General features: G+C 70.7%; 15 protein-coding genes. 5 read left to right on the top strand and 10 right to left on the bottom strand.

The window, feature by feature from the left end:
* Positions 1 to 44: 44 nt before the first annotated feature.
* Together ACPPVW_RS13510 and ACPPVW_RS13505 are read right to left on the bottom strand one after the other, a co-directional pair.
* Entirely contained in the window at positions 45 to 2,996 is a 2,952-nt protein-coding gene (locus ACPPVW_RS13510) for a UPF0182 family protein (RefSeq protein WP_426623625.1), read from the bottom strand.
* 134 nt (positions 2,997 to 3,130) lie between these two features.
* Positions 3,131 to 4,270 (bottom strand): YlbL family protein, encoded by a 1,140-nt coding sequence (locus tag ACPPVW_RS13505; protein ID WP_426623624.1) that lies wholly within the window; start codon positions 4,268 to 4,270, stop codon positions 3,131 to 3,133.
* Between the two features lie 156 nt (positions 4,271 to 4,426).
* Here ACPPVW_RS13505 and ACPPVW_RS13500 point away from each other — a divergent pair, with 156 nt between their 5' ends.
* Entirely contained in the window at positions 4,427 to 5,770 is a 1,344-nt protein-coding gene (locus tag ACPPVW_RS13500) for a zinc-dependent metalloprotease (RefSeq protein WP_426623623.1), read from the top strand.
* 973 nt (positions 5,771 to 6,743) lie between these two features.
* On the opposite strand, the gene ACPPVW_RS13495 is transcribed toward ACPPVW_RS13500, so the two are convergent.
* Complete coding sequence (locus ACPPVW_RS13495; RefSeq protein WP_426623622.1) at positions 6,744 to 8,504, bottom strand: ATP-dependent helicase; 1,761 nt, start codon at positions 8,502 to 8,504, stop codon at positions 6,744 to 6,746.
* A gap of 14 nt (positions 8,505 to 8,518) precedes the next feature.
* Positions 8,519 to 9,541: an NAD(+) diphosphatase gene (gene nudC / locus ACPPVW_RS13490; protein WP_426623621.1), complete on the bottom strand. Its 1,023-nt coding sequence runs from the start codon at positions 9,539 to 9,541 to the stop codon at positions 8,519 to 8,521.
* A gap of 79 nt (positions 9,542 to 9,620) precedes the next feature.
* Here nudC and ACPPVW_RS13485 point away from each other — a divergent pair, with 79 nt between their 5' ends.
* Positions 9,621 to 10,670, top strand: a complete 1,050-nt coding sequence (locus ACPPVW_RS13485; RefSeq protein ID WP_426623620.1) for a phosphotransferase — start codon at positions 9,621 to 9,623, stop codon at positions 10,668 to 10,670.
* A 210-nt stretch (positions 10,671 to 10,880) separates the two neighbouring features.
* Here ACPPVW_RS13485 and ACPPVW_RS13480 read toward each other — a convergent pair whose 3' ends face one another.
* Positions 10,881 to 14,204 (bottom strand): ATP-dependent DNA helicase, encoded by a 3,324-nt coding sequence (locus ACPPVW_RS13480; protein ID WP_426623619.1) that lies wholly within the window; start codon positions 14,202 to 14,204, stop codon positions 10,881 to 10,883.
* Positions 14,205 to 14,217: 13 nt separating this feature from the next.
* On the bottom strand, positions 14,218 to 17,322 hold the full coding sequence (locus tag ACPPVW_RS13475) for an ATP-dependent helicase (protein WP_426623618.1): 3,105 nt from the start codon (positions 17,320 to 17,322) through the stop codon (positions 14,218 to 14,220).
* Between the two features lie 108 nt (positions 17,323 to 17,430).
* On the opposite strand from ACPPVW_RS13475, the gene ACPPVW_RS13470 reads away from it, so the two are divergent.
* The gene (locus ACPPVW_RS13470; RefSeq protein WP_426623617.1) at positions 17,431 to 17,655 is read left to right on the top strand and encodes a DUF3107 domain-containing protein; all 225 of its coding nucleotides are present in this window, start codon (positions 17,431 to 17,433) and stop codon (positions 17,653 to 17,655) included.
* Between the two features lie 10 nt (positions 17,656 to 17,665).
* Positions 17,666 to 17,968: a hypothetical protein gene (locus tag ACPPVW_RS13465; protein WP_426623616.1), complete on the top strand. Its 303-nt coding sequence runs from the start codon at positions 17,666 to 17,668 to the stop codon at positions 17,966 to 17,968.
* 199 nt (positions 17,969 to 18,167) lie between these two features.
* Here ACPPVW_RS13465 and ACPPVW_RS13460 read toward each other — a convergent pair whose 3' ends face one another.
* Positions 18,168 to 18,908 (bottom strand): ferritin-like fold-containing protein, encoded by a 741-nt coding sequence (locus tag ACPPVW_RS13460; protein ID WP_426623615.1) that lies wholly within the window; start codon positions 18,906 to 18,908, stop codon positions 18,168 to 18,170.
* Between the two features lie 156 nt (positions 18,909 to 19,064).
* Here ACPPVW_RS13460 and ACPPVW_RS13455 point away from each other — a divergent pair, with 156 nt between their 5' ends.
* The gene (locus ACPPVW_RS13455; protein WP_426626303.1) at positions 19,065 to 20,501 is read left to right on the top strand and encodes a DEAD/DEAH box helicase; all 1,437 of its coding nucleotides are present in this window, start codon (positions 19,065 to 19,067) and stop codon (positions 20,499 to 20,501) included.
* Between the two features lie 82 nt (positions 20,502 to 20,583).
* On the opposite strand, the gene ACPPVW_RS13450 is transcribed toward ACPPVW_RS13455, so the two are convergent.
* The 3 genes from ACPPVW_RS13450 to ACPPVW_RS13440 form a co-directional block, all read right to left on the bottom strand.
* Positions 20,584 to 21,708, bottom strand: coding sequence for a hypothetical protein (locus ACPPVW_RS13450; protein WP_426623614.1), 1,125 nt, complete (start codon positions 21,706 to 21,708; stop codon positions 20,584 to 20,586).
* Between the two features lie 81 nt (positions 21,709 to 21,789).
* The gene (locus ACPPVW_RS13445) at positions 21,790 to 22,656 is read right to left on the bottom strand and encodes a PHP domain-containing protein (RefSeq protein WP_426623613.1); all 867 of its coding nucleotides are present in this window, start codon (positions 22,654 to 22,656) and stop codon (positions 21,790 to 21,792) included.
* Positions 22,657 to 22,736: 80 nt separating this feature from the next.
* Positions 22,737 to 23,945 carry an IS110 family transposase gene (locus ACPPVW_RS13440; RefSeq protein WP_426623612.1) on the bottom strand — a complete coding sequence of 403 codons (1,209 nt, stop codon included), beginning with the start codon at positions 23,943 to 23,945 and terminating at the stop codon, positions 22,737 to 22,739.
* Positions 23,946 to 24,031: the final 86 nt, after the last annotated feature.

Here is a 24,031-nt window from a genome sequence, read left to right as displayed (position 1 = left end):
GCCCGCACCGAATTCGGTGTGGGCGGTTCTGCGTCGGGGAAAGACTACTTGGAGCTGGAGCCCGACCCGGTCCCCTCCGCGGCGATCGCGTCCTGGAGCGCCTGCTGCAAGCGTGCGTCCGCGGCGCCGTACGCCGTCCAGTCTCCGGCCTTCAACGCGGCCTCACGATCGGCGAGAGCCTGCTTGGCCCGCTGGAGCGCCTGCTGCAGTGCTGCGTTGTTCTGGCCGGAGGTCGATCCCGAACCCGTGCCGGAGCCGGTGCCGGTGCCGGTACCGGAGCCGGTGCCCGTTCCGCCGGATGTCCCGCCCCCGGTCGTCGGAACGTTGTTGTCGCCGGCCCTCGCTCCGGAATCACCGCCGAACAGCGAGTCCAGCGCCTGATCGAGCGTGTCCTCGAAGGCGATCTTGTCACCGAACGCGACGAGCACCTTCTGCAGGATCGGGTAGCTCGTCTCGCCGGTCGACTTCACGAAGACCGGTTGCACGTACAGCAGGCCGCCACCGACCGGCAACGTCAGCAGGTTGCCATTGATGACGTCGGTCTTGCCCTGTCTCAGGAGGTTCAACTCCTGAGACACCGTCGGGTCAGAGTTGAAGTTGTTCTGCACCTGACCCGGCCCGGGTATGGTGTCGCTCGACGGCAGGGACAGGAGCCTGAGTTTGCCGTAGCCGGAGGCGACCTTGCCCTTCGTCGAGCCGGCATCCGCGTCCACAGCCAGGTAGCCCTTGAGCACAGACCTGCTGGACTCGCTCGACGCTTGCGGGATGAAGGTCGAGTACAGCGAGAACGACGGCTTCTCCTGCCCCGGCATCTGCAACGTCAAGTAGTACGGCGGCTGCAGCGTCGGATCCGACGGCGAGGATGTCGGATCGTTCGGCGTGGTCCAGGCGTCGTCGCGCGAGTAGAACGACCCGGCGTCGGTGACGTGGTACTGGCCGAGCACCGCTCGCTGTACCTTGAACAGGTCCGACGGGTAGCGCACGTGGCTCAGCAGCTGCGCGCTCATGTCGCTGATCGGCTGGACCGTGGTCGGGAAGACCTTCTCCCAGGTCTGCAGCACCGGGTCCTTCGCGTCCCAGGCGTACAGCTTGACCGAACCGTCGTAAGCGTCGACGGTGGCCTTGACCGAGTTGCGGATGTAGTTGATGTTGTCGAAGGCGTAGGCGGGCTTCGGCGTCTCGGTGTCCGCGATCGCGTCGCTCAAGCTGCCGACGTGCGAGTACGGGTACTGGTCGCTCGTCGTGTAGCCGTCGATGACCCACTTGATGCGGCCGTCGATGACCGCGGGGTACGCCTGCGAGTCGAGGGTCAGGAAGGGGGCCACCTTTTGCACGCGCTTGATCGGATCGCGGTCGTACACGATCTGCGAGTCGCTGTTCACCGCGTCGGACAGCACGATCTGCTCGTCCTGGAACTTCAGCGCGTACACCAGACGCTTGAAGATGTTGTCGAGCTTCGGTCCACCGTTGCCGGAGAACGTGGTGTAGGTCTGCTGCGCGTCATTGCTGCCGCCCGGATAGTCGAGCTCGACCGACTTGCCCCCCTTGGGCGCGCCGACGATCGAGTATGTCGGCGACTGCTGGCCGAAGTACACCCGCGGCTCGTACGTCCCGAGGGTGCCCGTGCTGGGGATGCCCGACTGCATGAAGACGGGCTGCCCGTCGCTGGAGCGCTGGTTGCCGTAGGCAGCGACCATCCCGTAGCCGTGGGTGTAGACCACGGTGTCGTTGAACCAGCTGCGACTCGTCAGCCCCGACTGGTTGAGCTCGCGCACCGAGACCACCGCGTCCTGCTCGTTGCCGTTGATCCTGTACCGGTCGACGTTGAGATTGCGCGGGAACGAGTAGTACTGCCGGAACTGCTGGAGCTGCTGGAACGACGGGCTGATCACCGCGGGGTCCATGATGCGGATCTGTGCGGTCGTCTGGGCATCCTGCCGCAGCGCACCCTGTTGGGCGTCCGTCTTCGCGTTGTACGGGATCACGTCGATGTTGCTGAGCCGGTAGGCATCGCGCGTGGCATCGATCGAATCCTGGATGTACGGCGTCTCGAGCGTCTTCTGGCTGGGGTCGACCTGGAAGCGCTGGACGACCCAGGGGTAGATCGCCCCGACGACGAGCGCTGCGACGATGAGCAGCGCCGTGCCCACCACCGGGAAGCGCCAGCGCCCGCTGAAGGCGGTGATGGCGAAGAGGATGGCGACGAAGACGGCGGCACCCGCAAGCACGGCCCGCCCCGGGATGGTCGCGTTCACGTCGGTGTACGCGGCGCCGTTGATCATGTCGTTGACGTTCGAGTCGGTCACTGCCGCGTAGCGGTCGAGCCAGATGCTGACGCCCTGCAGCAAGAGGTAGAGGGCGGCGATCACCGCGATCTGGACGCGAGCTGCCCGGGAGATACGCACCTCCCGCCCGCTGACGCGGATGGAGCCGTAGAGGTAGCTGGTGGCGAGGGTCGCCAGCAGCGAGATGAGCACGACGGCCGACGCGAAGGCGACGGCGCTGCGGTAGAACGGCAGCGCGAACACGTAGAAGCCGATGTCGAGGTGGAACAGCGGGTCGGTCTTGCCGAAGGACGTGCCGTGCAGCCAGATCGCGGCCGCCTGCCAACGGCTCGCGGCCGAGACGCCCGCGAAGATGCCGAAGATGATGGGGATGCCGTACATCGCGAGCCGGCGGAGCGGCTCGATCACCTGCTGGTAGCGGTCGAGCTGGGTGTTCAGCTTGGCGTAGACGGGCCGAAGCCGGTAGGCGAGCTGGATGGACAGCCACAGCGGAAGGGCCATCGCGAAGAACCCGATGAAGAACATGGTGGCGCCGGCGAGCCACTGGGTGGTGAGCACGTTGAGGAACCCGAGCTGCTGGTACCACAGCACGTCGGCGTACAACCCGGCGAAGACGAAGAACAGGATGACGAGCGCCACGATCACGCCCAGCGTGATCCAGATGGCCGCCCGACGGCGTCCCGGGGGTCGAACTGCAGCGTTTGAACTCACGTGTTGCCCTCTTGCTCTTCGTGGGGTGACTCAGACGACCATCCTAGGTGGCCTTCGCTTGGAGAACGCTGCGGTCTGGCGGTGAGGACGACGTACGCCAGGTGGGCGGCCGACGCGCCCCGCCCTCGGAGATGTCAGGAGGCCGGGCAGGCCGGGAGGCCGGCGGTGCTCGACCCGCTGCTCACGGCCTTCAGCACGGCGAGCGAGTCGTCGAGCGTCTTGACCGCGAAGACGTGGAGGCCGGAGGGGACGTGGCCGGTGACCTCGTCGCAGTTCGAGGCCGGCGCGAGGAAGTAGCTCGCGCCTCCTGTGTCCCGGGCCGCGAACATCTTCTGGCGAATGCCGCCGATCGCGCCGATCGCGCCGGCGTTGTCGATGGTGCCGGTGCCGGCGACCTTGTTGCCCCCGTTGAGCTTGCCGGGGGTCAGCTTGTCGATGATCCCGAGGGCGAACATCTGGCCGGCGCTCGGACCTCCGACGTTGTTCAGCTGGATGTTCACGTCGAATGGGAAGCTGTAGTCCATCCCGGCCCCGATCCCGAGGACCACCTGCCCCTGCGCCGCCTCCGGCGTGATCGCGACGGTCGAGGCGGCGCCGTCGCGGACGATCCCGATGTCGGCGGCCTTGCCCGTACCGTTCGCCGCGACCGCGCGACGCAGCTCGCCGACGCTGGTGACCGTCTTGCCGTTCACGCTCGTGATCTTGTCGCCCGTCTTCAGGACCTTCGCCGCCGGGCTCCCCGGGATCAACTGCTTGACCGCGACGTTCTGCGGGAATTTATAGTCCAGCTCGTTGAGGGCTGCGGCGATCGCGTCCTGCTGGGAGTCAACCATGAGAGCGGCGTTCGCGGCGTTGGACTGCTCGGTCGTCGTCCCGGGAGGGAACACCTGGTCGATCGGCTGCACCGCACGGCTCGGGTCGAACCAGGCGCGGATGATGTCGAACCAGCTCGGACGCTGGTCCGGGTTGCCGACGACCGACACAGTCAGCAGGTCGAGGGAGCCCGCCGTCGGGTAGGTGGTCTGACTCGGGATGGTGATCAGCTGCTTGGCATCGGACGACGGCTCCGACCCGACCGCCTGATCGGTGCCGAGGGTGTTGAAGACCGGCCCCGGCTGCTCGATGACGAACGGCGCGGGGGCGAGGGCCAGGACGAGTGCGAGCACGACGGCGACGCCGATCGAGACCCAGCCGACGATCACCCGGCGGGACGGCGCCACCCGCTGGCGTTCAGCCGGCGGCTCTGGGTGGTCGTCGTCGGTGAACAGCGTCACATGCAGTCCCTTCGGTCGTGTTCGCCACGGGCGCACAGCGCACGGCGCAGCCCGAGCTGATTCTCACCCGGCTCGCGGCGATCACGGGCTAGCGTAGATCCCAAGCCTGGAAAGCCGTAATCAACGGCGGAATCCATTCGAGACGAGGGGCGCATCATGGCCGACGATCCGAACAAAGAACCGGATGACGAGTTCCGTGACATGCTCCGGGAGTTCCTGTCGGGCGACTCCTCGATCGACCCGAGCCAGCTCGCCGGGGCGGCGGGGCTGCCGAACGACCCTGCCGCCATCCAGCAACTGCTGGGTCAGCTGCAGAACGCCCTCCTGAACCCGGGCGGCGGCATCAACTGGGACGTGGCGTCGCAGCAGGCGCGCACGCTCGCCGGTGAGGGCGCGCACGCGGTAACCCCGGCCGAGCGGTCGGCGCTCGACCAGGCCTTCAACGTCGCGGCGCTCTGGCTCGACCAGGCCACGACCGTCGCGGGGCTCTCGACACCGCCCGAGCTGATCGGGCGGGCCGAATGGGCGCGGCAGACCATGCCGCTGTGGACGCAGCTGGCCGAGCCGGTCGCGCTCAGCATCTCCGACGCGCTCACGCGGGTGCTCACCGAGCAGGCTCCAGAAGAGATGCAGGGCATGATCGAGAACGCCGGCCAGGTCATGCGATCTGTCGGCGGCGCTCTGTTCGCGATGCAGCTGGGCCAAGTCGTCGGGCAGTTGTCGAAGGAGGTCGTCTCGGGAGGCGACATCGGCATCCCGCTGCTCGCCGACGGCGCAGCGGCGCTGATCCCCCAGAACGTGGCCGAGTTCGGCGACGGGCTCGACATCCCGCTCGACCAGGTGCAGCTGTACCTTGCCGTCCGGGAGCTCGCCCACGCGCGGCTGTTCCGGTATGCCAAGTGGCTGCGGCTGCAGCTCATCACTCAGATCACCGCGTTCGCGCGCGGAATCACGATCGACACCGACCGCTTGGAGTCGCTCGCCCAGAGCTTCGATCCGGCGAACCCCGAGGAGCTGCGCGAGGCGATGGTGTCCGGCGCCCTCATCCCGCCCAAGACCGAGGAGCAGCAGGAGGCGCTGGGGCGCCTGGAGACCGTGCTCGCCCTCGTCGAGGGCTGGGTCGACGTCATCACCGCCGACGCCACGCGACTGCTCCCGAAGGCCGACGCGATCGCCGAGACCGTGCGTCGGCGCCGCGCAGCGGGAGGTCCGGCCGAATCGGCGTTCGCCACGCTCGTCGGGCTTGAGCTGCGCCCGCGCCGGCTGCGCGACGCCGCGGCGATGTGGCAGGCCGTGACCGACGCCGTCGGTCAGGAGGCGCGCGACCGGCTGTGGTCGCACCCCGACCTCCTCCCGCAGGCGGCGGACCTCGACGACCCGTCCGCGCTCGTGGCCCGGCTCACCGCCGCGGCCTCCGGGCAGGAGCCGGACCGCGACGAGTTCGACCAGGCGATCGAAGACCTGCTCCGGGGCGACGGAGAGCGGCCGACGGAAGACTGAGCAGGCCCTCCATCGCCACGGCCGCCTGTGGATGACGGGCGTTGATCGCATTCGTCTGTGGATAACGCCGGACGACGACCTCCCGCCCGGCAGGATGGCCGGATGGTCTACCAGCTCGATCCCACGGTCCCCCGCGTGTGGCGCTCGCCGCACGCCCTCCAGTTCGGCGTGGAGCGTCCGCGCCTCGTGCTCGACCCGCTCGACGCCGCGGGCGAACGGATGGTCTCCGCTCTGGCCGGCGGCGTCGCGATCGGCGCCCTCCGGCTCATCGCGCGCAGCGCCGGGGCTGAGCCCAGCGCGGCCGACGCTCTGCTCGCGCGGCTGGAACCCGTTCTCGTCCCCGGCGCCGCCGCCCGTGACGCCGGCGCCCGCGATGCGATCGTCGTGCTCGACGGGACCGGCCCGACGGCGGCGCGCGTCCTCACCCTGCTTCGTGAGGCCGGCGTGGACGTGCGCAGCGGCCTCTCGGCCGACGACCCTGCGGTAGACGAGGCGGCAGCGGCGATCGTGATCGCGTCGTTCGCTGTCGCGCCGTACCGGCACCAGCGGTGGCTGCGCCGTGACATCCCGCACATCGCCGTCGTGTTCGGCGATGCGGGCGCCACGGTCGGACCGCTCGTGCGGCCGGGCGAGACGGCCTGTCTGCGCTGCCTCGACCTGCATCGACGCGACAGAGACCCGGCGTGGCCGGCCCTCGCCGCGCAACTGCACACCCGCCCGGCGCCCGGGGAGTCGGAGCTGGTGTGTGGTGCGGTGGCGTCCGCTACGGCGGCGGTCGTGCTCGCGGCTCTCGACGAGCAGAGGACGAAACGGCCGGCGGTGCGGGCGGCTGAGCCGCCGAGCAGCACGGCGACAGCCTCCCGCTACGACGCCGGATCGGCCCGTTGGACAGAGTTCGGCTGGGAGCCGCACCCCGAGTGCGGGTGCTTCACTCCGCTGTGTGCCCCTCCCCCTGGTCTCACTCCCCCGGGTCTCACTCCCCCGGGTCTGCCTCCCTCGCCGACGCACGCGGGGCCGCCAGCTCGGCGAGGAACCGCGACGGCTGACGCGACATCGGCCGACCCGGCTGGTTGCCCCGCTGCGCCCAGCTCAGCCGAAGACGATGCCGCGCACGCGTGATCCCGACGTAGAGCAGCCTGCGCTCCTCGTCGACCTGCTCGAACGTGGATGCGTAGCTGATGGGCACGAGTCCCTCCGACAGGCCGACCAGGTGCACCGAGTCCCATTCGAGGCCCTTCGCCGCGTGCAGGGTCGCGAGCGTGACGGCCGACAGCGTCGGCTCGTGCTGGCCTGCCTGACGCGCCAGGAGCTCGTCGGTGAACCGGCGGAAGGTCGCCCCCTCCGGCATCTCGTCCACCAGGCCCATGATCGCGTTGAGCGACTCCCACCGTTCGCGCACGGAGCCCCGGCCCTCCGGCGGTCGCACCGACCAGCCGAGTGTGCGCAGCACGTCGCTCACCGACTTGAACAGCGGCTCGTCGGTCGCCGCCACGCTCGCTGCGCGCAGCGTCATGACGGCCTGGCGCACCTCCGGCAGGTCGAAGAAGCGCTTCGAGCCGCGCAGCTGATAGCTGATGCCGAGGTCGCCGAGCGCCTGCTCGAGGGCCGCAGCCTGCACGTTGACGCGGTAGAGCACGGCGATGCTCTCCGGTTTGGCGCCGGCGGCGAGCTCCTGGGCGATGCGCTCGGCCACGGCACGCGCCTCCGCGCGGTCGTCCTCGAACGTCTCGGGAGCCGGCACCTCGTCACCGGGGCGGGTCTCGTGGACCGCGTGCAGCGTCAACGCCCCCGACCGCCCCCGCATCAGCCGGTTCGCGGCGTCGATCACCGGCGGGGCCGACCGGTAGTTCTGCTCCAGCCGCACGACGGTCGCACCGGGATGCTCGCGCTCGAAGTCGAGCAAGTACTCGCTGCGCGCGCCCGCGAACGAGTAGATGGTCTGGCTCGCGTCACCCACGACGCAGAGGTCGCGGCGGGTGCCGAGCCAGAGGGCGAGCAGCTGATGCTGCAGGGGCGAGACGTCCTGGTACTCGTCGACGACGAAATACCGGTATTGCTCGCGCACCTGCATCGCGACGGACGGCTCGGTCTCGATCATGCCGGCGCATACGAGCAGCACGTCCTCGAAGTCGATCTGCTTGCGCTCGTCCTTGAGCTCTTCATAGGTGCGGTGGAGGTCGACCAGCTTCTCCGGCGTGAGCGCACTCGGCAGCGGACGCGAGGCCAGAGCGGCCGCGTACTCCTCCAGCCCGAGGCTCGAGACCTTGCGCCACTCGATCTCGGCCGCGACATCGCGCAGGGTCGCGGTGTCCACCCGCAGCCCCAGCTTCTCGGCGGCATGGCCGAGAACGCGACCTTTGCTGTCGAGAATGCTCGGGAGCTGACCGCCGACGACCTGCGGCCAGAAGTAGTTGAGCTGCGACAGCGCGGCGGCGTGGAACGTGCGCGCGGACACGCCTCCCGCACCGAGCTTCCGGAGCCGTCCGCGGAGCTCCGCCGCAGCGCGGTTGGTGAAGGTCAGCGCCATCACCCGGTTCGGAGTGAACGCGCCGGAGGCGACCCCGTAGGCGATCCGGTGCGTGATCGCCCGCGTCTTGCCGGTGCCGGCGCCCGCGAGCACGCATACCGGTCCGAAAAGCGCCTCGGCGGCGACCCGCTGCTGCGGGTCGAGGCCTGTCAGCAACGCCTCGGGCCCGGACGCGGAGCCGGCGCTCGCGGGAAGCCCGCTGCTCACGGCACGGCCACCACTCACAGAGCGACCGGCGGCTCGTCGAGCGAACCGCAGTACCAGTCCTCGATCAGGGAACGTGCGATCGACGACCGTCCGGGCAGGATGACCTGGTCTCGCGCCTCCCACAGCTCGAGTCTGCTGAACCAGCGCAGGTCGAGGATCTCCTCGCCGTCGGGGACCAGCGCCGCCGGCGGCTGGTCGTCGGCGAGTCGCGCCGACATCCCGACCATGACGGAGGCCGGGAAGGGCCACGGCTGCGAGCCCTTGTAGCGAGCGTCGACGACCCGCACGCCCGCCTCCTCGAAGATCTCGCGCTCGACGGCCGACTCGAACGACTCCCCCGGTTCCACGAAACCCGCGAGCAGCGAGTAGCGGGATTGCTCCCACATGGCGTTGGAGCCGAGCAGCAGTCGGTCGTCGGCGTCGAGCACCGTGACGATGACGGCGGGATCGGTGCGCGGGAACGCCTCGGAGCCGTCCTCGAAACAGCGCCGGACCCAGCCCGCCTGCTCGACGACCGTCGGCGTGCCGCAGCGCGCGCAGTGCGTGTGCGAGGCATGCCAGTTCGCGATGGCGAGCGCCTCGGTGAAGAGCCCCGCGTCGCGGTCGCTGAGGGCCGTGGCCGCGGTCCGGAGGTTGCCCCAGCGCGCTTCGTCCGGCTCCAGCTCGGCCGCGGCCGCGTCGGTGAGCACTTCGAGCACGATCGCGGATCCAGCGGGCTCCCCCGGCACGTCCACGAGGGTGCGGCCGAGATAGACGCGGAGCAGAGCCGCGGTCACGCGCTCCACCGGCAGCAGGTCGAGAGCGGCGGGGCCGGCGTCCGGGGCGCTCCAGCCGTCGGAGGAGGCAGTCGCCGCCGCCACGCTCTCCGGCGTCAGCAGGGCACGACCCTTCCACAGCGCGAGGACGCGCGTCGTCGGCTCCTCCCACAGCTCGTCGAACAGGGCGGGCCGGGAACGCGCAGCGTGGTCGCGGTCGACAGCGTGGCGCGAGAGCGGGAGCGCAGCGAGCGGCAGCGCGGACGTCGGAGCGGACGACATCGAGATCCCTTCGGGGCGGAGCGGATGTGCAAGGCGTGGCGGAACTGCCCACGCGCGGAAGTCCATTTAGCCTAGGTCCATGGCCAGATCCCCTCTCACTCTAGCCGCGCTGGCCAGCTCGGCCGTGCCCGACCTCACTGTCACCAGTACCCGGCGCCACTCCGCCGACGGAGCCGGCGAGTTCGACTCCGCCGTGCTCACCACACCGGACGGAACCGCCCGCATCGTGCGTGTCCCGCTCACCCAGGCGGCCGAGACGGAGCAGAGCTCCGACCTCGTGGCCCTCCGCGCGCTCACGACCGGCATCCGCAGTCGGCTGCCGTTCGACGTGCCCAGCTACCTCGGCCAGACACCGGTCGGCGGCACACGCGCCATCGTCTACGACTTCCTCCCGGGCGAGCACGTCGCCGTCGAGGATGTTCCTCCGGGCGACGGACTGGCAGGCTCGATCGGCCACGCCATCGCGGCCATCCACACGCTCCCCACCAGCTTCGTCGGCGAGGCCGGCCTCCCCGTGCTCTCGGCCGCCGAGTGCCTGTCGTCGACCGCCGCGCTCATCGAGTCGGCCGCTTCGACCGGCGAGCTGCCCGCGGCGCTGCGCGAGCGCTGGCGCGACGCCGTCGCCGACCACTCGATCTGGCAGTTCCAGCCGACGGTCATCAACGGCGCGCTGACGGCGGACTCGTTCCTCGTCGACGGCGAGACCGTAGGCGCCGTCCTCGGCTGGTCCGCGCTGCGCGTCGGCGATCCCGCGCGTGACCTGCACTGGCTGCTGGCGATGAACCCGGAAGCCACCGACGGCGCGCTCATCGCCTACGCCTCCACCCGCCAGGTCTCCACCGACCGCCAGTTCACACAGCGCGCGATGCTGTACGCCGAGCTGGAGGTCGCCCGCTGGCTGCTGCACGGTCGGGAGCTGCGCGATCAGAGCATCGTGGACGACGCGGTGCAGATGCTCGACGGGTTGGTGGACCGCGTCCACAGCAACACGGTCACCCCGCTGTCGACCGCGACCGGCCCGATCATGGCGATCGACGATGTGGAGGCCATGCTCGACCGCACCCCCGGCGACCGCGCCGCCGTACGCCCGGGCGGAATGCGCCCGGTCGACGACTCCTCGTCGGACTGACCCCGTCCTGTCATCCGGAGATCGTGCACCGTACGGCCTCCTCCGTTCCGTTCATCCGGAGACCCGACCCGAAGCCGGCCCGATTTCCGGAGTTCCGGAGTCTCGGCTGTCGGTCGGCTCGTCCGGAGATGCGGGGCGGGATCGGCCTGGTCTCCGGAGTTACGGGCGATTTGCGGGGCCGCGCGCCGCGGTCTCCGGAGTTGCGGACGGTCAACGGATCGCAGACCAGAGGTCGGCGAGCTCGGCCTCCGAGTACAGGCGGCGCGGGCGGATGACGCGGTCATCCGCGACGAAATAGAAGACAGCGTCGATCTTCGCCGGGTCGATACCCGCGTGGCGGGCGTACGCGAGGCGATAGAGCGCCAGCTGCAGCTGCTTGCGCTCCAGGTCTTCGTCGTCGCGCGGCGCCTTGCCGGTCTTCCAGTCCACGATCTGGACGTCGTGCTCGGGGTCGCCTGTGGCGTACACGGCGTCGAGCTTGCACACCACGACCTGGCCGGCCAGGGTCACGTGGATCTCCAGCTCCACCTCCTGCGGCGCCTTCGACGCCCACTCGCTCGACGCGAACGTCGCCTGCAACTCGGCCAGCGCCTCCGCGCCCAGCAGCTCACCCGCCGGATCGTCCAGCTCGGTCGCGGCCGAGTCGAGCTCGTCGGAGGCCCCGCCCGGGACGCCGTACCGCTCCTCGACCCAGCGGTGGAAGAGCGTGCCGAGCCGCGTCTGCCGATAGGGCCGTTCGGGCATCGGCCGACGCAGCTGCGCGGCCACCCCGGCCGGATCGCTCACGAAGTCCTTGAAGCGCGAGGCCGGGATGCGCGTCGGCAGTTCGACGAGCCCGTCCTCGGCCTCACGACGGGCGCGCTCGGCGAGCAGCAGGTCGACGTCGAGCGCATAGACGCCGCCGTCTCCCGGACCGCGCTCGCTGGCAGCACGCACGGCCTCGGCCGCAGCCTCCACCCGGCTGCGGCGCGGCCCGAGCGGGTCGAGCGGCCACAGCACCGTGCGGGATTCTGGGGCCAGGGGGTTCTCGTCCGGCTCATCGCAGGCGGGGAAGGCGTCGGCGGGCAGCAGACCCGCCTGCTGCAGTTCGAGCAGGTAGGCGCCCGGACCACGCGGCCGCGACTGGGTCGACCAGTACGAGCCGCTCAGCAGGAGGCTCACGCGCGCCCGGGTCACGGCCACGTAGATCAGCCGGCGCTGCTCGTCGAGGTGTCTGCTGACGTTGGCGGCCTCGAAGGCGGAGATCGCCTCGTCGACCTGCTTCTGGTCTTCTACGGTGCGCCACGTCAGCACAGGGAGTTCGGCCGAGTCGCCGCGGAACTCGTTGGGAAGCTGGCCGAATGCGAGCCAACCGCGCCTGCTCTGCGGCGGCCCCGGCAGCTCGCCGTCGACCAGGCGCGGCACCGCCACGATGTCCCACTCCAGGCCCTTCGCGCCGTGGATGGTGAGGATCTGGACGGTGCCGGGCTCGGCGTCCTCGCTGCGCGGCGCGAGGTTGTCGCGTTGCTCGGCCTCGGCCAGCCAGGCGAGGAACGAGCCCAGCGTCGCGCGATCGTCGCTGGCGAGGTAGGAGGCCACTTGCTCGGCGAACGCATCGAGCGATGCCTGTCCGAGCTGCGCCGACTCGTTCGCCGCCACCTCGATGTCGAGCCGCAGCTCCTGCTGCACGAGCGTGACCAGATCGAGGAGGTCGAGCCCGGAACGCGAGCGCAGCTGGTCGAGCTGGCGCCCGGCCGCGCGGAGGCGCTCCAGCCCGACGACGCTGAAGCCGGACAACTGGCCGTGACCGTCCGGCGCCTCCACGACGAAGTCGAGCGCGTCGACGAGCGAGGCCGACTCCTCTGCCACCACCGAGCCCCGCAGCCGTTCGCGGACCTCGGGGTCGAGGGTCTGGAAGCGGTGGTCGCGGGCGGCGAGCCAGCTCGCCACCCGGCGCAGGGCCGCGATGTCGCGCGGACCCATCCGCCATCGCGCCCCCGTCAGCAGGCGGATCAGCTCGGACCCGGCAGTCGGGTCGTGCATGACCCGCAGCGCGCTCACGAGGTCGGCGACCACCGGCTGCTCCAGGAGGCCGCCGAGACCGAGCACGTGGTAAGCCACGCCCCGCGCGGCGAGCGCGCCGGTGAACGCGTCGATCTTCTTGATGGAGCGGCAGAGCAACGCGGCAGACGGGGGCAGGCCGGTGCGATCCCGCTGGGCCAGCCGCGCGCGCAGCCACTCGGCGATGGCCGCCGCTTCGTCCTCCACGGTCTGCTCGAACACGTGGTCGAGCTCGCCCACGATCGCGCCGGGGCGTGGCTGCAGCAGTTCGACGTGCACTGGCGATCCCGCCGAGAGCGGCGCCACGAGCGCGTTCGCGGCGTCGAGCACGCGCGTCGGATTGCGCCAGCTGGTGCTCAGCGCGTACGACGCGGCCCCGTCTCGGCTCCCGGCGAAGTCGAGCGGGAACCGGCCGAGGTTGGCGGCACTCGCGCCGCGCCAACCGTAGATCGATTGGTGCGGGTCGCCGACCGCCATCACGGCCTCCCGCGCGAAGAGCGCGGCGAGGAGGCGGGTCTGCACGACCGAGGTGTCCTGATACTCGTCGAGGAGCACGACGCGGTAGCGGCGGCGGTAGTCCTCGACCACGGACGGGATCCGTTCGCACACCGACAGGGCGAGCGCGACCTGGTCGGAGTACTCGACGAACCCGCGGCGACGCTTCTCGTCGGCGAACCGCTCCGCGAGGTCGAGCAGGGGTGGCAGCGAGCCCACCGCGGCGACGGCCGCGCGGACGGAGGCGTACGCGTCCTTCACGCGCCCGCTGCCGGTCGGGAGGTCGAGGAGCCGGCCGAAACCCTCCACCATGCGGTGCACGTCGCTCGCGTCGGCGACATTCTCACTCAGCGCCCTGCTGAGCTCGAGGACGGCGGTGGTGACCGCGTCGACGCTCTTGTCGAGCTCGACGAGCCGGTCGTCCGAGCTGGCGACGACGACGCGGCGGGCGAGCTGCCACGCCGACGCCTCGCTGAGCACCGCCGACTCCGGCTCGCGTCCGATGAGCAGGGCGTTCTCGCGGAAGATCGCGTTGGCGAAGGCGTTGTAGGTGGCGATCTCCGGAGCGTCGAACGGATCGAACTCGACCTCGGTGAGGCCGGAGGCGGCCAGCTGCTCGATCCGCCGCCGCACCCGCTCGGCGAGCTCGCCGGCGGCCTTGCGCGTGAAGGTCAACCCCAGGATCTCCGGTACCCGCACGAGCCCGTTGGCGAGCAGCCAGACCACCCGGTTGGCCATCGTCTCGGTCTTGCCGCTGCCGGCGCCCGCGACGACGATCGCCGGGCCGAGGGGTGCCTCGATGACGGCCTCCTGCTGCGGCGTCGGGCGCGGGAGTCCCAGGGCCTCGGCGATCTCCGCTGCGCTCAGCCGGCGAGCCGGGCGGGCCGGCTCGGGATGCTCGGAGGCCGCCGCGAACGCCAGCTCGACGAGGTCGAGGCCCGGCTCGCCGACATCGACGCCCAGCTGGTCGGCGAGGTCGAGCAGTCCGTCGTCGTTCATACCCGCACCTCGTTCATGCGCTGACCGCCGGAACCAGATGGATGCGATACCCATACGCGGCGTGCGGGTCGCGGTCGCCGAGGTCGACGACCCCGGCGAACGTCGCGCCGGCCATTCCCTCCGCGGCGGTGGCGACCCGCTCCTCCAGCCGGCGCAGAGCCTCCGCGTCGACACGCTCCTGCACGACCTCGCGATAGGCCTTTCCGCGAACCCCCTTGGCGACGAAGAGCAGCTTGGCGCCTCCCGGGGGTCGTCCGCCCGCCTCCACGGCGCCATGCTCCAGCGCGAGCTGGTAGGCGCCGAGCTGAGCGTGGGAGGCCGTCTCGGCGGCGCTCGGAACGTTGCGGCCCGTCTTCAGGTCGACGATCACGACAGCGCCGTCCGGCGTCTCCTCGACCCGGTCGATCGTGCCGCTGATCCGCGCGCGACCGAGGTCGAGCTCGAACGCTCCCTCGGATCCGAGCAGCCGACCGCCGGCGCGCTGGAAGTCGCGCAGGTACTCCGAGACGCCCCCGACCAGCTCGCGTGTGCGGCGGCGCTCGCGCTCCTCGATCCACGTCGACTCGAACTGCAGCTGCGTCCAGCGGCGCTCGATGCCGGCCCAGAGCACGTCGACGCTGGTCTCGTCGGTGGCGCTCGCCTCCTCCAGCACGGCGTGCACCACCGTGCCGATGCCGGCCGCGAGACCGCTCGGCGAAGCGGCCATCTCGTCGACGAACCAGACCAGCGGCGACTTCTCGAACGTGCCCAGGCGCGACGGGGACACCTTCACCCTCGCCTCGGGGTCGTCCAGATCGACGAGCGGCTCCTGCGTCGACGGCTCCACGAGCCCGTACCAGTCGGCGGGATCGGCGCCCTCCACACCGGCGTCCGCCAAACGCGCCAGCGCGTCGGCTGCGTCGGGCGATCCGGTCGTGACCAGCCGGCGGCGCAGCCGGCCCACCATGCCGCGCAGCGAGAGCGGATGGATGCCCGGGTCGTCGTCCTCGACCGCGAGCTCGGCCGCCAGCCGGAGGAACGGCGAGGGCTGCTCGTCGTCGTTGGCGGTCGCCGTCAGCAGCACCTGACGGCGCGCCCGGGAGACGGCGAGCGCGAACATGCGCAGCTCGTCGCCGAGCACCTCCGCCCGCTCGTCGGCGGTCTCCGAGGGGCGGCCGGCGAGGGCGTCGTCGAGCTCGTGCGGGTGCAGGAGCGAGCCGCGCAGCCGCAGATTGGGCCACACGCTCTCTTGGAGGCCGGCGACCGCGACCACGTCGAACTCGCGCCCGACCGTGGCGCTCGGCGTGCAGACGAGAACGGCGTCGCCCGTGGTGCGCGCCGCCAGCGTGTCCTCCGGCACCTCGGCTCCCAGCAGCTCCACCACGAAGTCGGCCGCCGGCCGCTCCGGCGACCGCTCGACGAAGCGTCGCGCTGCCGTGAACAGGGCGACGACGCCGTCGAGGTGCCGGTCGGCCTCGTCGGCGACGATCCCCGATCGCTCCGACTGCTCCAGCCAGCGCGACGCGAGGCCGCTGCGCTCCCACGCGTGCCAGAGCAGCTCCTCGATCGTCGCCCCGGCCGCGGCCTTCTCGCGGCTGCCGCGCAACGTCTCGGCGAGCCGCGCCGCCCGACGCGCGGGCGAGGAGTCGATCGTCGCGAGATGGGCCGGGGTCGCGAGCGCCTCGACCAGGAGGTCGTCGCCCGCCCTGTTGCCATCGCCGGCGAGCTCCTCCTGGCGCAGCGCAAGGCGCAGGCGCCGCAGACTCACCGCATCGAGCCCGCCGAACGGCCCGAGCAGCAGCCCGGTCGCGACCTCGGGGGTCAGCGGCTCGGCGTCGAGCGCGACCCCCGCGATCGTGACGAGCTGGCGCGCCGCGTAGTCGTCGCGCAGCGGCCGGCCCGCGATGCTGGTGGTCGTCGGCACCTCGGCGACGGCCAGCGATCGTGCGAGGCCGGGGATGTGGGCGCCCGAGCGCACGACAACGGCCATGCTGCTCCACGGCACGCCGTCGATGAGTCTGCGCTCGCGCAGCAGGCGGGCCAGGCGCGCCGCTTCGGCGGGCGCTGACGACGCACGGACGACGACGACCTCGGGCCCGGCGTCCTCCTCGGGCTGCCGAGCAGGGACCGCGACCCGGTGCACGCCTGCCGCCGCGGTGCCGATGCGCTCGGTGACGCGGGAGGTCAGCTCGCGCAGCACGGGGGTGTGTCGATGCGCCGTGCCCAGCACGATGCGGGTGACCGGGACGCCGAGGCGCGTGCCGAGCTGTCCGAGAGCGGACACCTCCGCTCCGCGGAAGGTGGTGGAGGCGACGTCGGGGTCGCCGAACGCGACGACGGCGATGCCGCGGGCGGCGACGGCCCGCAGGAGCGCGATCGTGGCGACCGTCGCCTCCTGGAGGTCGTCGACGAACAACGCCCGCAACCCGTCGAGCGAGCTGCCTTCGCGCACGACCGACACCGCGGAGGCGATGAGCTCGGCCGAGTCGACGAAGCCGCCGCGGAAGCTGTCGAGCACCGACTGATACTCGGCGATGAATCGGGAGGCCGCCCTCCACTCGTCGCGCCCGGTGATGGCGCCGAGCTCCGCCAGGCGCGCAGGCGACACGCCGCGCTCCGCGCAGCGGCCGATGAGCTCGCGGAGCTCGGTGCGGAAACCGCGCAGGATACGCACCTCCGGGCCGAGGGAGGCCGGCCAGACCGGACCGGATTCGTCCTCCAGGTGGCCGTTCAGCAGTTCGGCGATGATCTGGTCCTGGTCGCCTCCGGTCAGCAGTCGCGGCGGCTCCCAGCCGCGGCGCTTCGACTGCTCCCCCACCAGCTGGAACGCGAGCGACGTGGCAGTGCGCGCCAGCGGACCGGGCGTCGGCACGCCCAGGCGCAGCGCGATGCGGTCACGCAGGGCCGTGGCGGACACCCGCGAGGCGCTCAGCGCCACGACCTGGGAGGCCGCGTAGCCACGGCGATGCACGCGCTCGGCGATCGCCTCCACGAGCACGGAGGTCTTGCCGGTGCCCGGCGCGCCCAGCACTGCGGCTGATGCGCCGTCGGGGAGGTCGAGCACCTTGCGCTGCGCCGGGTCGAGAGCGAGGACCCGGTCGGCATCGTCGATGCGCGGTCGGAAACCTCGGACTGTCATGTGCTTCACGGTAACGGCGTCCGCCGACAGAGAACGTGACCGAGCCCCGCGAGCCGCGTGCCGTAGTCTGAACTCGCAACCGCCGGTCTGATTCGAAAGGCACACCCCGTGGAGATCCGCATCGGAATCGTCAACGCCCCCCGCGAGCTCAGCTTCGAGTCAGCTCAGTCGGCCGAGGAGCTCACCGAGCAGATCCAGGCCGGCCTCACCAGCGGCACCGGCATCCTCAAGCTCTCCGACGACAAGGGCCGCGTGTACATCGTCCCGACCGCCGGCATCGCGTACGTCGAGGTCGGCACCGAAGAGTCGCGCCGCATCGGCTTCGTCGGCTAGATTCCCGACCGTGGAACTGCTCTTCGTCGCGCTCGCCGGCGCCATCCTCGGCCTCGGCGCCCGGTACCTCCTACCGCACCGTCACACGCACGGCTCCGTGCTCGTCCCCGCCCTCGGGGTGAGTGTCGCGTGCATCCTGTGGGTCGCCCTCACCTGGGCCGGCCTCAAGTGGAACGGCGGCTGGATCTGGTGGATCACGCTGCTCGGCACCGCCGCGATCGTCGTCGTCGCCGACCTCGTCATCGGACGAGTGCGCACGAGCCACGACGAGAAGCTGCTGCACACGCTCGCCAAGGGCGCCATCGCCCGCTGACCCCGTGTCGCGCGCGGAGGACTCCGGCGGCCATCCCGGGCCGCATCTCCTCCGCTCGCCGCGCCTCCGTTCGCCGCGCTCACGCCCGATGGCTCATGGAGTACATTCGCGTCCTGCGGCGTCGCAACACCTCCGATGGCTGCCGCACGCAGCAGTGGCAGGGTGAAATTCCTCCGTTGTCGACAGAGCCCAAGTCGGCTTAGGCTGTCAGGCCCAGCGCGTCCATCCGCCGCGTGTGCGCGGCGATCAGCTCGGTGAAGATGGGCTCGATGCGTTCGTCGTCCGCTGCGCGGTTGCCCGACAGGTGCAGGGCCGAGCGCGCGACCAGCAGCGTGTCCCCGACCAGCCGACGGCCCCACATGGCCAGGCGCGAGGCGAGTTGCGGGTCGCCCGCGATCTCGGCGCGCAGCACCTCCAGCAGACCCTCCTGGCCGGAGTCGGAGCCGAGCAGCTGGGCCATGCGCGGGCCGACATCACCCGGGAGGCCGCCCGCCAGGCGGATGAAGAAGTCGTCGAGCAGACCGCCCGTCATCAGGGCGGCGAGCAGGGTCTCCCGCCAGTCCGAGCCGACCAGGAGCGCCCGGAAACCCTCGATCTCGTCGGCGAACGGCCGCATGACCTCGGCGGGCTCGTCGCCGCGGCGGCGGATCTCCGCCACGATGCCCTGGTGCTTCGACAGCGCCAGCCCCGCAGCGGCCGCGACCGCCTCCTTGGCGTGCAGCGCGTCGGTGTCCTTGGCGCGCAGGGCGTCGGTGTCCGCCGCGACCCGCGAGAGCGTCTGGAACTGCTCCAGCTGCAGGTAGGCCGCCTGGCCCAAGTACGGCAGGAGGTCGGGCATCACCTCGTGGAGGTCGACTCGGACGGACGGACGGCGCGGCGCGCTGGGCGCGCGGCGGGGAAGCTCGACCGAGGGTCGGCGTCTGGTGAACCACGTTGACACGTACAGCAGTGTAACGGGGAGGTCCACTAAGCTTGTGGTGCCGTCGGCGCAGGATCGACGGCCCTGCGCCTGCGAAGAGAGACAGGGCGTGGACTCACTTCTCGACTGACAGGCAACATTTACGTGACTTTCTCCGAACTCAATATCGACCAGGACATGGTGGACGCCCTCGCGACCAAAGGCATCGTCGAACCGTTCCCCATCCAGACGCAGACCATTCCCCTCGCCCTCGACGGCCAGGACATCATCGGCCAGGCCAAGACGGGAACGGGCAAGACCTTCGGCTTCGGCCTCCCGATCATCCAACGACTCGGGCTCGACCCGGCTCCCGGTGTCCAGGCCCTCGTCGTCGTCCCCACCCGCGAGCTCGCCGTCCAGGTCTACGAAGACCTCGAGCAGGCCGCCTCCAACCGGCCCACCACGGTCACCGCCATCTACGGCGGCAAGGCCTACGAGGGCCAGATCGCCCAGCTCAAGGCCGGCGCGCAGATCGTGGTCGGCACTCCCGGCCGGCTGCTCGACCTCGCGGGGCAGCGCCTCCTCAACCTCTCGAACGTGCGCGAGATGGTGCTCGACGAGGCCGACAAGATGCTCGACCTCGGCTTCCTCTCCGACATCGAGAAGCTGTTCGCGCAGACCCCCGCGACCAGGCACACGATGCTCTTCTCCGCGACGATGCCCGGCCCGATCGTGGCGCTGGCGCGCCGGTTCATGTCGCGCCCGATCCACATCCGCGCGACCGACCCCGACGAGGGCCAGGTTCAGGCGAACATCCGCCACCTCATCTACCGCGCGCACTCGCTCGACAAGGACGAGGTGGTCGCGCGCATCCTCCAGGCCGAGGGCCGCGGCAAGACCGTCATCTTCACCCGCACCAAGCGCGCGGCGGCGAAGCTCGTGGAGGAACTCGGCGACCGCGGCTTCAACACCGCCGCCGTGCACGGCGACCTCAACCAGGAGCAGCGCGAGCGGGCCATGGCCGCGTTCAAGGCCGGCAAGAAGGACGTTCTGATCGCGACCGACGTCGCGGCACGCGGCATCGACGTCGACGACGTCACCCACGTCATCAACCACACCATCCCCGACGACGAGAAGACCTACCTGCACCGCGCGGGCCGCACGGGACGCGCCGGCAAGACGGGTATCGCCGTCACGTTCGTAGACTGGGAAGACCTGCACAAGTGGGCGCTCATCAACCGCGCCCTCGAGTTCGGCCAGCCCGAGCCGACGGAGACGTACTCGTCGTCGCCGCACCTCTACAGCGACCTCGGCATTCTGGAGGGCGCCAAGGGCCGGCTCAAGTCGACCCCTGCGGTCAAAGCCCCCGAGAACCAGGACGGCGCGCGTCGCGACTCGACCGGCTCCGCCAACCAGGGCGAGGGCCGCTCGCGCAACCGTCGCCGCCGCACCCGCTCGGGCGCGGCCTCCGATGGCGACGGCACCGTGACCACGGCGGCCCCCGACGGCGGCGAGCAGAAGGCGCCGGCCACGGGCACGCACGACGGGGGCGGTTCGCAGCACCACGATGGCAACAGCGCGCCGCGCCGCCGCCGTCGCCCCCGCGGCGGCTCGACCGCCGCGCCCGCGAGCTGACCAACCCGCAACGAACTGACAGGACACGCCGTCTGCCGACTCCGGCAGGCGGCGTTTCCTGTCAGTCGGATCGCGCCACGCGTCAGTACCAGTTGGGGGTGTGGCTCATTTCGAAGTTCCACGCGCCGCACGGGGAGCCGTAGGCGCGGTTGATGTAGTCGAGACCCCAGTCCACCTGCGTGTTCTGATTGGTCATCCAGTCGGAGCCGGCGGAGGCCATCTTGCTGCCCGGCAGCGACTGCGGGATGCCGTACGCACCGCTCGAGCTGTTGTACGCGTCCGCGCGCCAGCCCGACTCGTGGTTCCACAGCTTGATGAGGCAGCCCATCTGGTCCTGGCCCCAGCCGAAGGCGCCCAACCGGCTGGAGGCGTAGGCCTGCGCCGCAGCGGGGTCGACGTTCATCCCGGGCGGAGGTGCGACGCTGTCGGAGCTTCCTCCGCTGTTCGCGGCCTGCTGCGCGGCTTGGGCGGCCGCGACGCCCGCGGCGTACTGCTGCTCCACCGACGCCTCGGTGTTCTTCAGAGACGCCAGCTGAGCAAAGAGGGTGTCCGCGTGCTGCTTCTGATCAGCCAGCTGCGCGTCGGCTGCCGCCTTGGCCGAGGTAGCGACTTGCAGCGCCTTCTGGGCGTCCTTGTCGAGCTGGTCGCGAATCTTCTGCGCCGCTGACGCCTGCTCGCTGAGCGCTGCTGCGGCGTTCTTCTGCGCTGCGGCCTCGGCGAACAGGCTGGAAGCCTGATCGGCGAGCTTGGACACCGCACCGAGCTGGTAGAGCAGCGACGGGCGGGAGTCGCGCGTCGCGGACCCGCCAGGCGACCCTGCGCCGCCGAGGAACAGCCGGATCGACACATCGGAAGTGCCCGAGCGCGTCATCTGCGCGGCGAATTTGCCGCTCTCGCTGCGGAGCTGGTCGGCCTTCGCTGCGGCCGCCTGCGCCTGCAGGGCGATGTCTTGCGCCTTGGCCGTCGCATTCGTCAGGGCGGCCTCCGCCTGCCCGTACTCGCCGAGGCGCTTCACCGCCAGGTCACCGGCGGCGTTGGCCGCCGTCTGCAGGGAAGCCAGCAGACCGTTGATGCGGTCCACCTCGGCCTGCGCGGCGGCGGCGTTCGCCTTCGCCGCCTGCACGTCGTCCCAGGAGGGGTAGTCGGCCGCATTCGCGGGGGCTCCTCCTCCGGCCACCGTGAGGGCGCAGACGAGCGCCGCAACCATGATCGAAGACGTCCAGACTCGTCGAGTCACTCGAACCTCGCTTTCCCGATCCCCGCGGACAAGGGTAACGGCACGTTTCGCTCACTCGTAGAAAGGCGCTGCGCCTGTCGCTTCTTCGATCATGCGGTCGACGACGGCCGGATCGGTCGTGTTCTCCCCGGGGCGGTTCGGCTTTCCCGCACCGTGGTAGTCGCTGGAGCCGGTGATCGCGAGGCCGTACTTCTCGGCGTAACGGCGCAGTTCGGCCACGCCCTCCGGCCGGTTCTCGCGGTGGTCGAGCTCGAGCCCGAACAGGCCGGCGTCGACCAGCCTGCGCAGTCGCTGCTCGGGGATGACGCCCCGGCTGCTCGTCGCCGGGTGCGCCAGAACAGGCACGCCTCCCGCACCGCGGATGAGACGCACCCCGGTCATCGGATCGGGGGCGTAGTGCGGTTGGAAGTAGCCGCGTCGCCAGTGCAGGATGCCCGCGAAGGCCGCGCTGCGGTCCTCCGCCAGACCGCGCGCCACGAGCGCGTCGGCGATGTGTGGCCGACCGACCGTGGCGCCTTCGGTGGCCTGCTCGAGCACGTCGTCCCAGGTGATGTCGTAGTCCTCGGCGATGCGGCGCACCATGTCCTCCGCGCGGCGCATGCGGCCCTCGCGGATGCGCAGCGTCTCGGCGACGAGTGCGTCGTTCGCGGGATCGAAGAGGTAGCCGAGCATGTGGACGCTGGCGAACTCGATGCGCGTCGACAGCTCCATGCCCGGGATCACAGTGACGCCGAGTTCCGCTCCCGCGGCGGCGGCAGCGGCCCAGCCGGCTGTCGAGTCGTGGTCGGTGAGAGCGATCGTCCCGAGCCCTGCGACGGCCGCTGCGCGCACGAGCTCGGCGGGGGTCTCCGTGCCGTCCGACACGCTCGAGTGCGTGTGGAGGTCCACCGGCCCGCGGAACCGTCGCTGCGCAGCCATGCCCCCCATCCTAGGAGTGGAATCTCAATGGGGTTTGTCAACCGCGAAGGGTCAGATGGAGGAGACTCAGCGCGCTCGACCTATGCGGCTGCGAGCATCGGCTGGGATCCATGCGCCGGGTCGAACGGCTGCCCGCTGCGGTGGATGGCCCAGAGGACGTTGATGCGTCGTCGCGCGAGCGCGAGGACCGCTTGTTTGTGGGTCTTGCCCTCGATCCGTTTTCGTTCGTAGAAGGCGCGGGAGACGGGGCAGCTCCAGGCAGCGGTTTGTGCAGCGAGGTAGCACGCTCGAAGGAGGCGACGATCGTAGCGTCTGGGTCTGGAGTGGTTGCCGCTGATCTTCCCCGAGTCGCGTGGGGCGGGGGCCAGACCGGCAACGCCTGCGAGCCGGTCGGCACTTCCGTAGGCGGCAACGTCTCCGCCTGTTGCAGCGACGACGTCGGCGCCGAGGAGCGGGCCGAAGCCGGGGATGCTGAGGATGAGTTCGGCGGTGTGGTGCTCTCGGAACCGTGTCTCGATCTGGCGCTCGATCTCGGCGATCTCGCGATGGAGTCGGAGGATGTCAGCGGCGAGCCTCTGAACGATCATCGCGCTCGTGGCCTGGCCTGGGACCGTGGAGCGTTGGTGCTTGGCGACGGCGACCGCGCTGGCCGCGAGCTTCCCCGGCTTTCGGCATCCCTGCTTCTTCAGCCACGTCGTCAAGCGGGTTTGTCCCATCCGACGGATCGCGTCGGGCGTTTGGTAGCGGGTCAGGAGAAGCAGCGCGGACTTCGTACTCGCGTAGTCGAAGGCCGCTTCCAGTCCCGGGAAGAACTCGAGCAAGACCGCACGGAGTCGGTTGATCGTCCGGGTGCGATCACAGACAAGATCGACGCGGTGAGCAGTCAGAAGACGCAACTCGATGCTGATCTCATCTCCTACTCGAATTGGGTGCAGGTCGCGCCGCATTCGCGCTTGGTCGGCGATGATCGCGGCGTCCTTCGCGTCGGTCTTCCCGTCGCCGCGGTAGGTGCGAGCGGCGTGGTGAACGGTGCGGCCGGGAATATAGAGCAGAGGCTGGCCGTGATCGGTGAGGATGCTGATGAGCAGGCTCGCGCCACCGCGATTCAAGTCCGTGGCCCAGCAAATCTCTCGATCGCCGGCGAGAGTCACGACGTCGGAGAGCAGATCGAGGATCTCCCCCTCGTTGTTAGCAACCCGGCGGGAGAACAGCCGTTGGCCCTCCTCGTCGATCACCACACAATGGTGGTGTCCTTTTCCTGCGTCGATTCCGGCCCACAGCTGCGGCACGGTCACTTCCTTTCGTCTGGGTGTGTTGCGCCCAGCAGCCGACCACGCCGTCACTTCCTTACAAAGCGATCACGTCGCACTTCTCA

This window comes from Leifsonia sp. McL0607, assembly GCF_049993355.1.
Taxonomy (GTDB): Bacteria; Actinomycetota; Actinomycetes; order Actinomycetales; family Microbacteriaceae; genus Leifsonia.
Note: the sequence above shows the minus strand (reverse complement) of the source record. Positions and strands in the feature narration are given on the sequence as shown.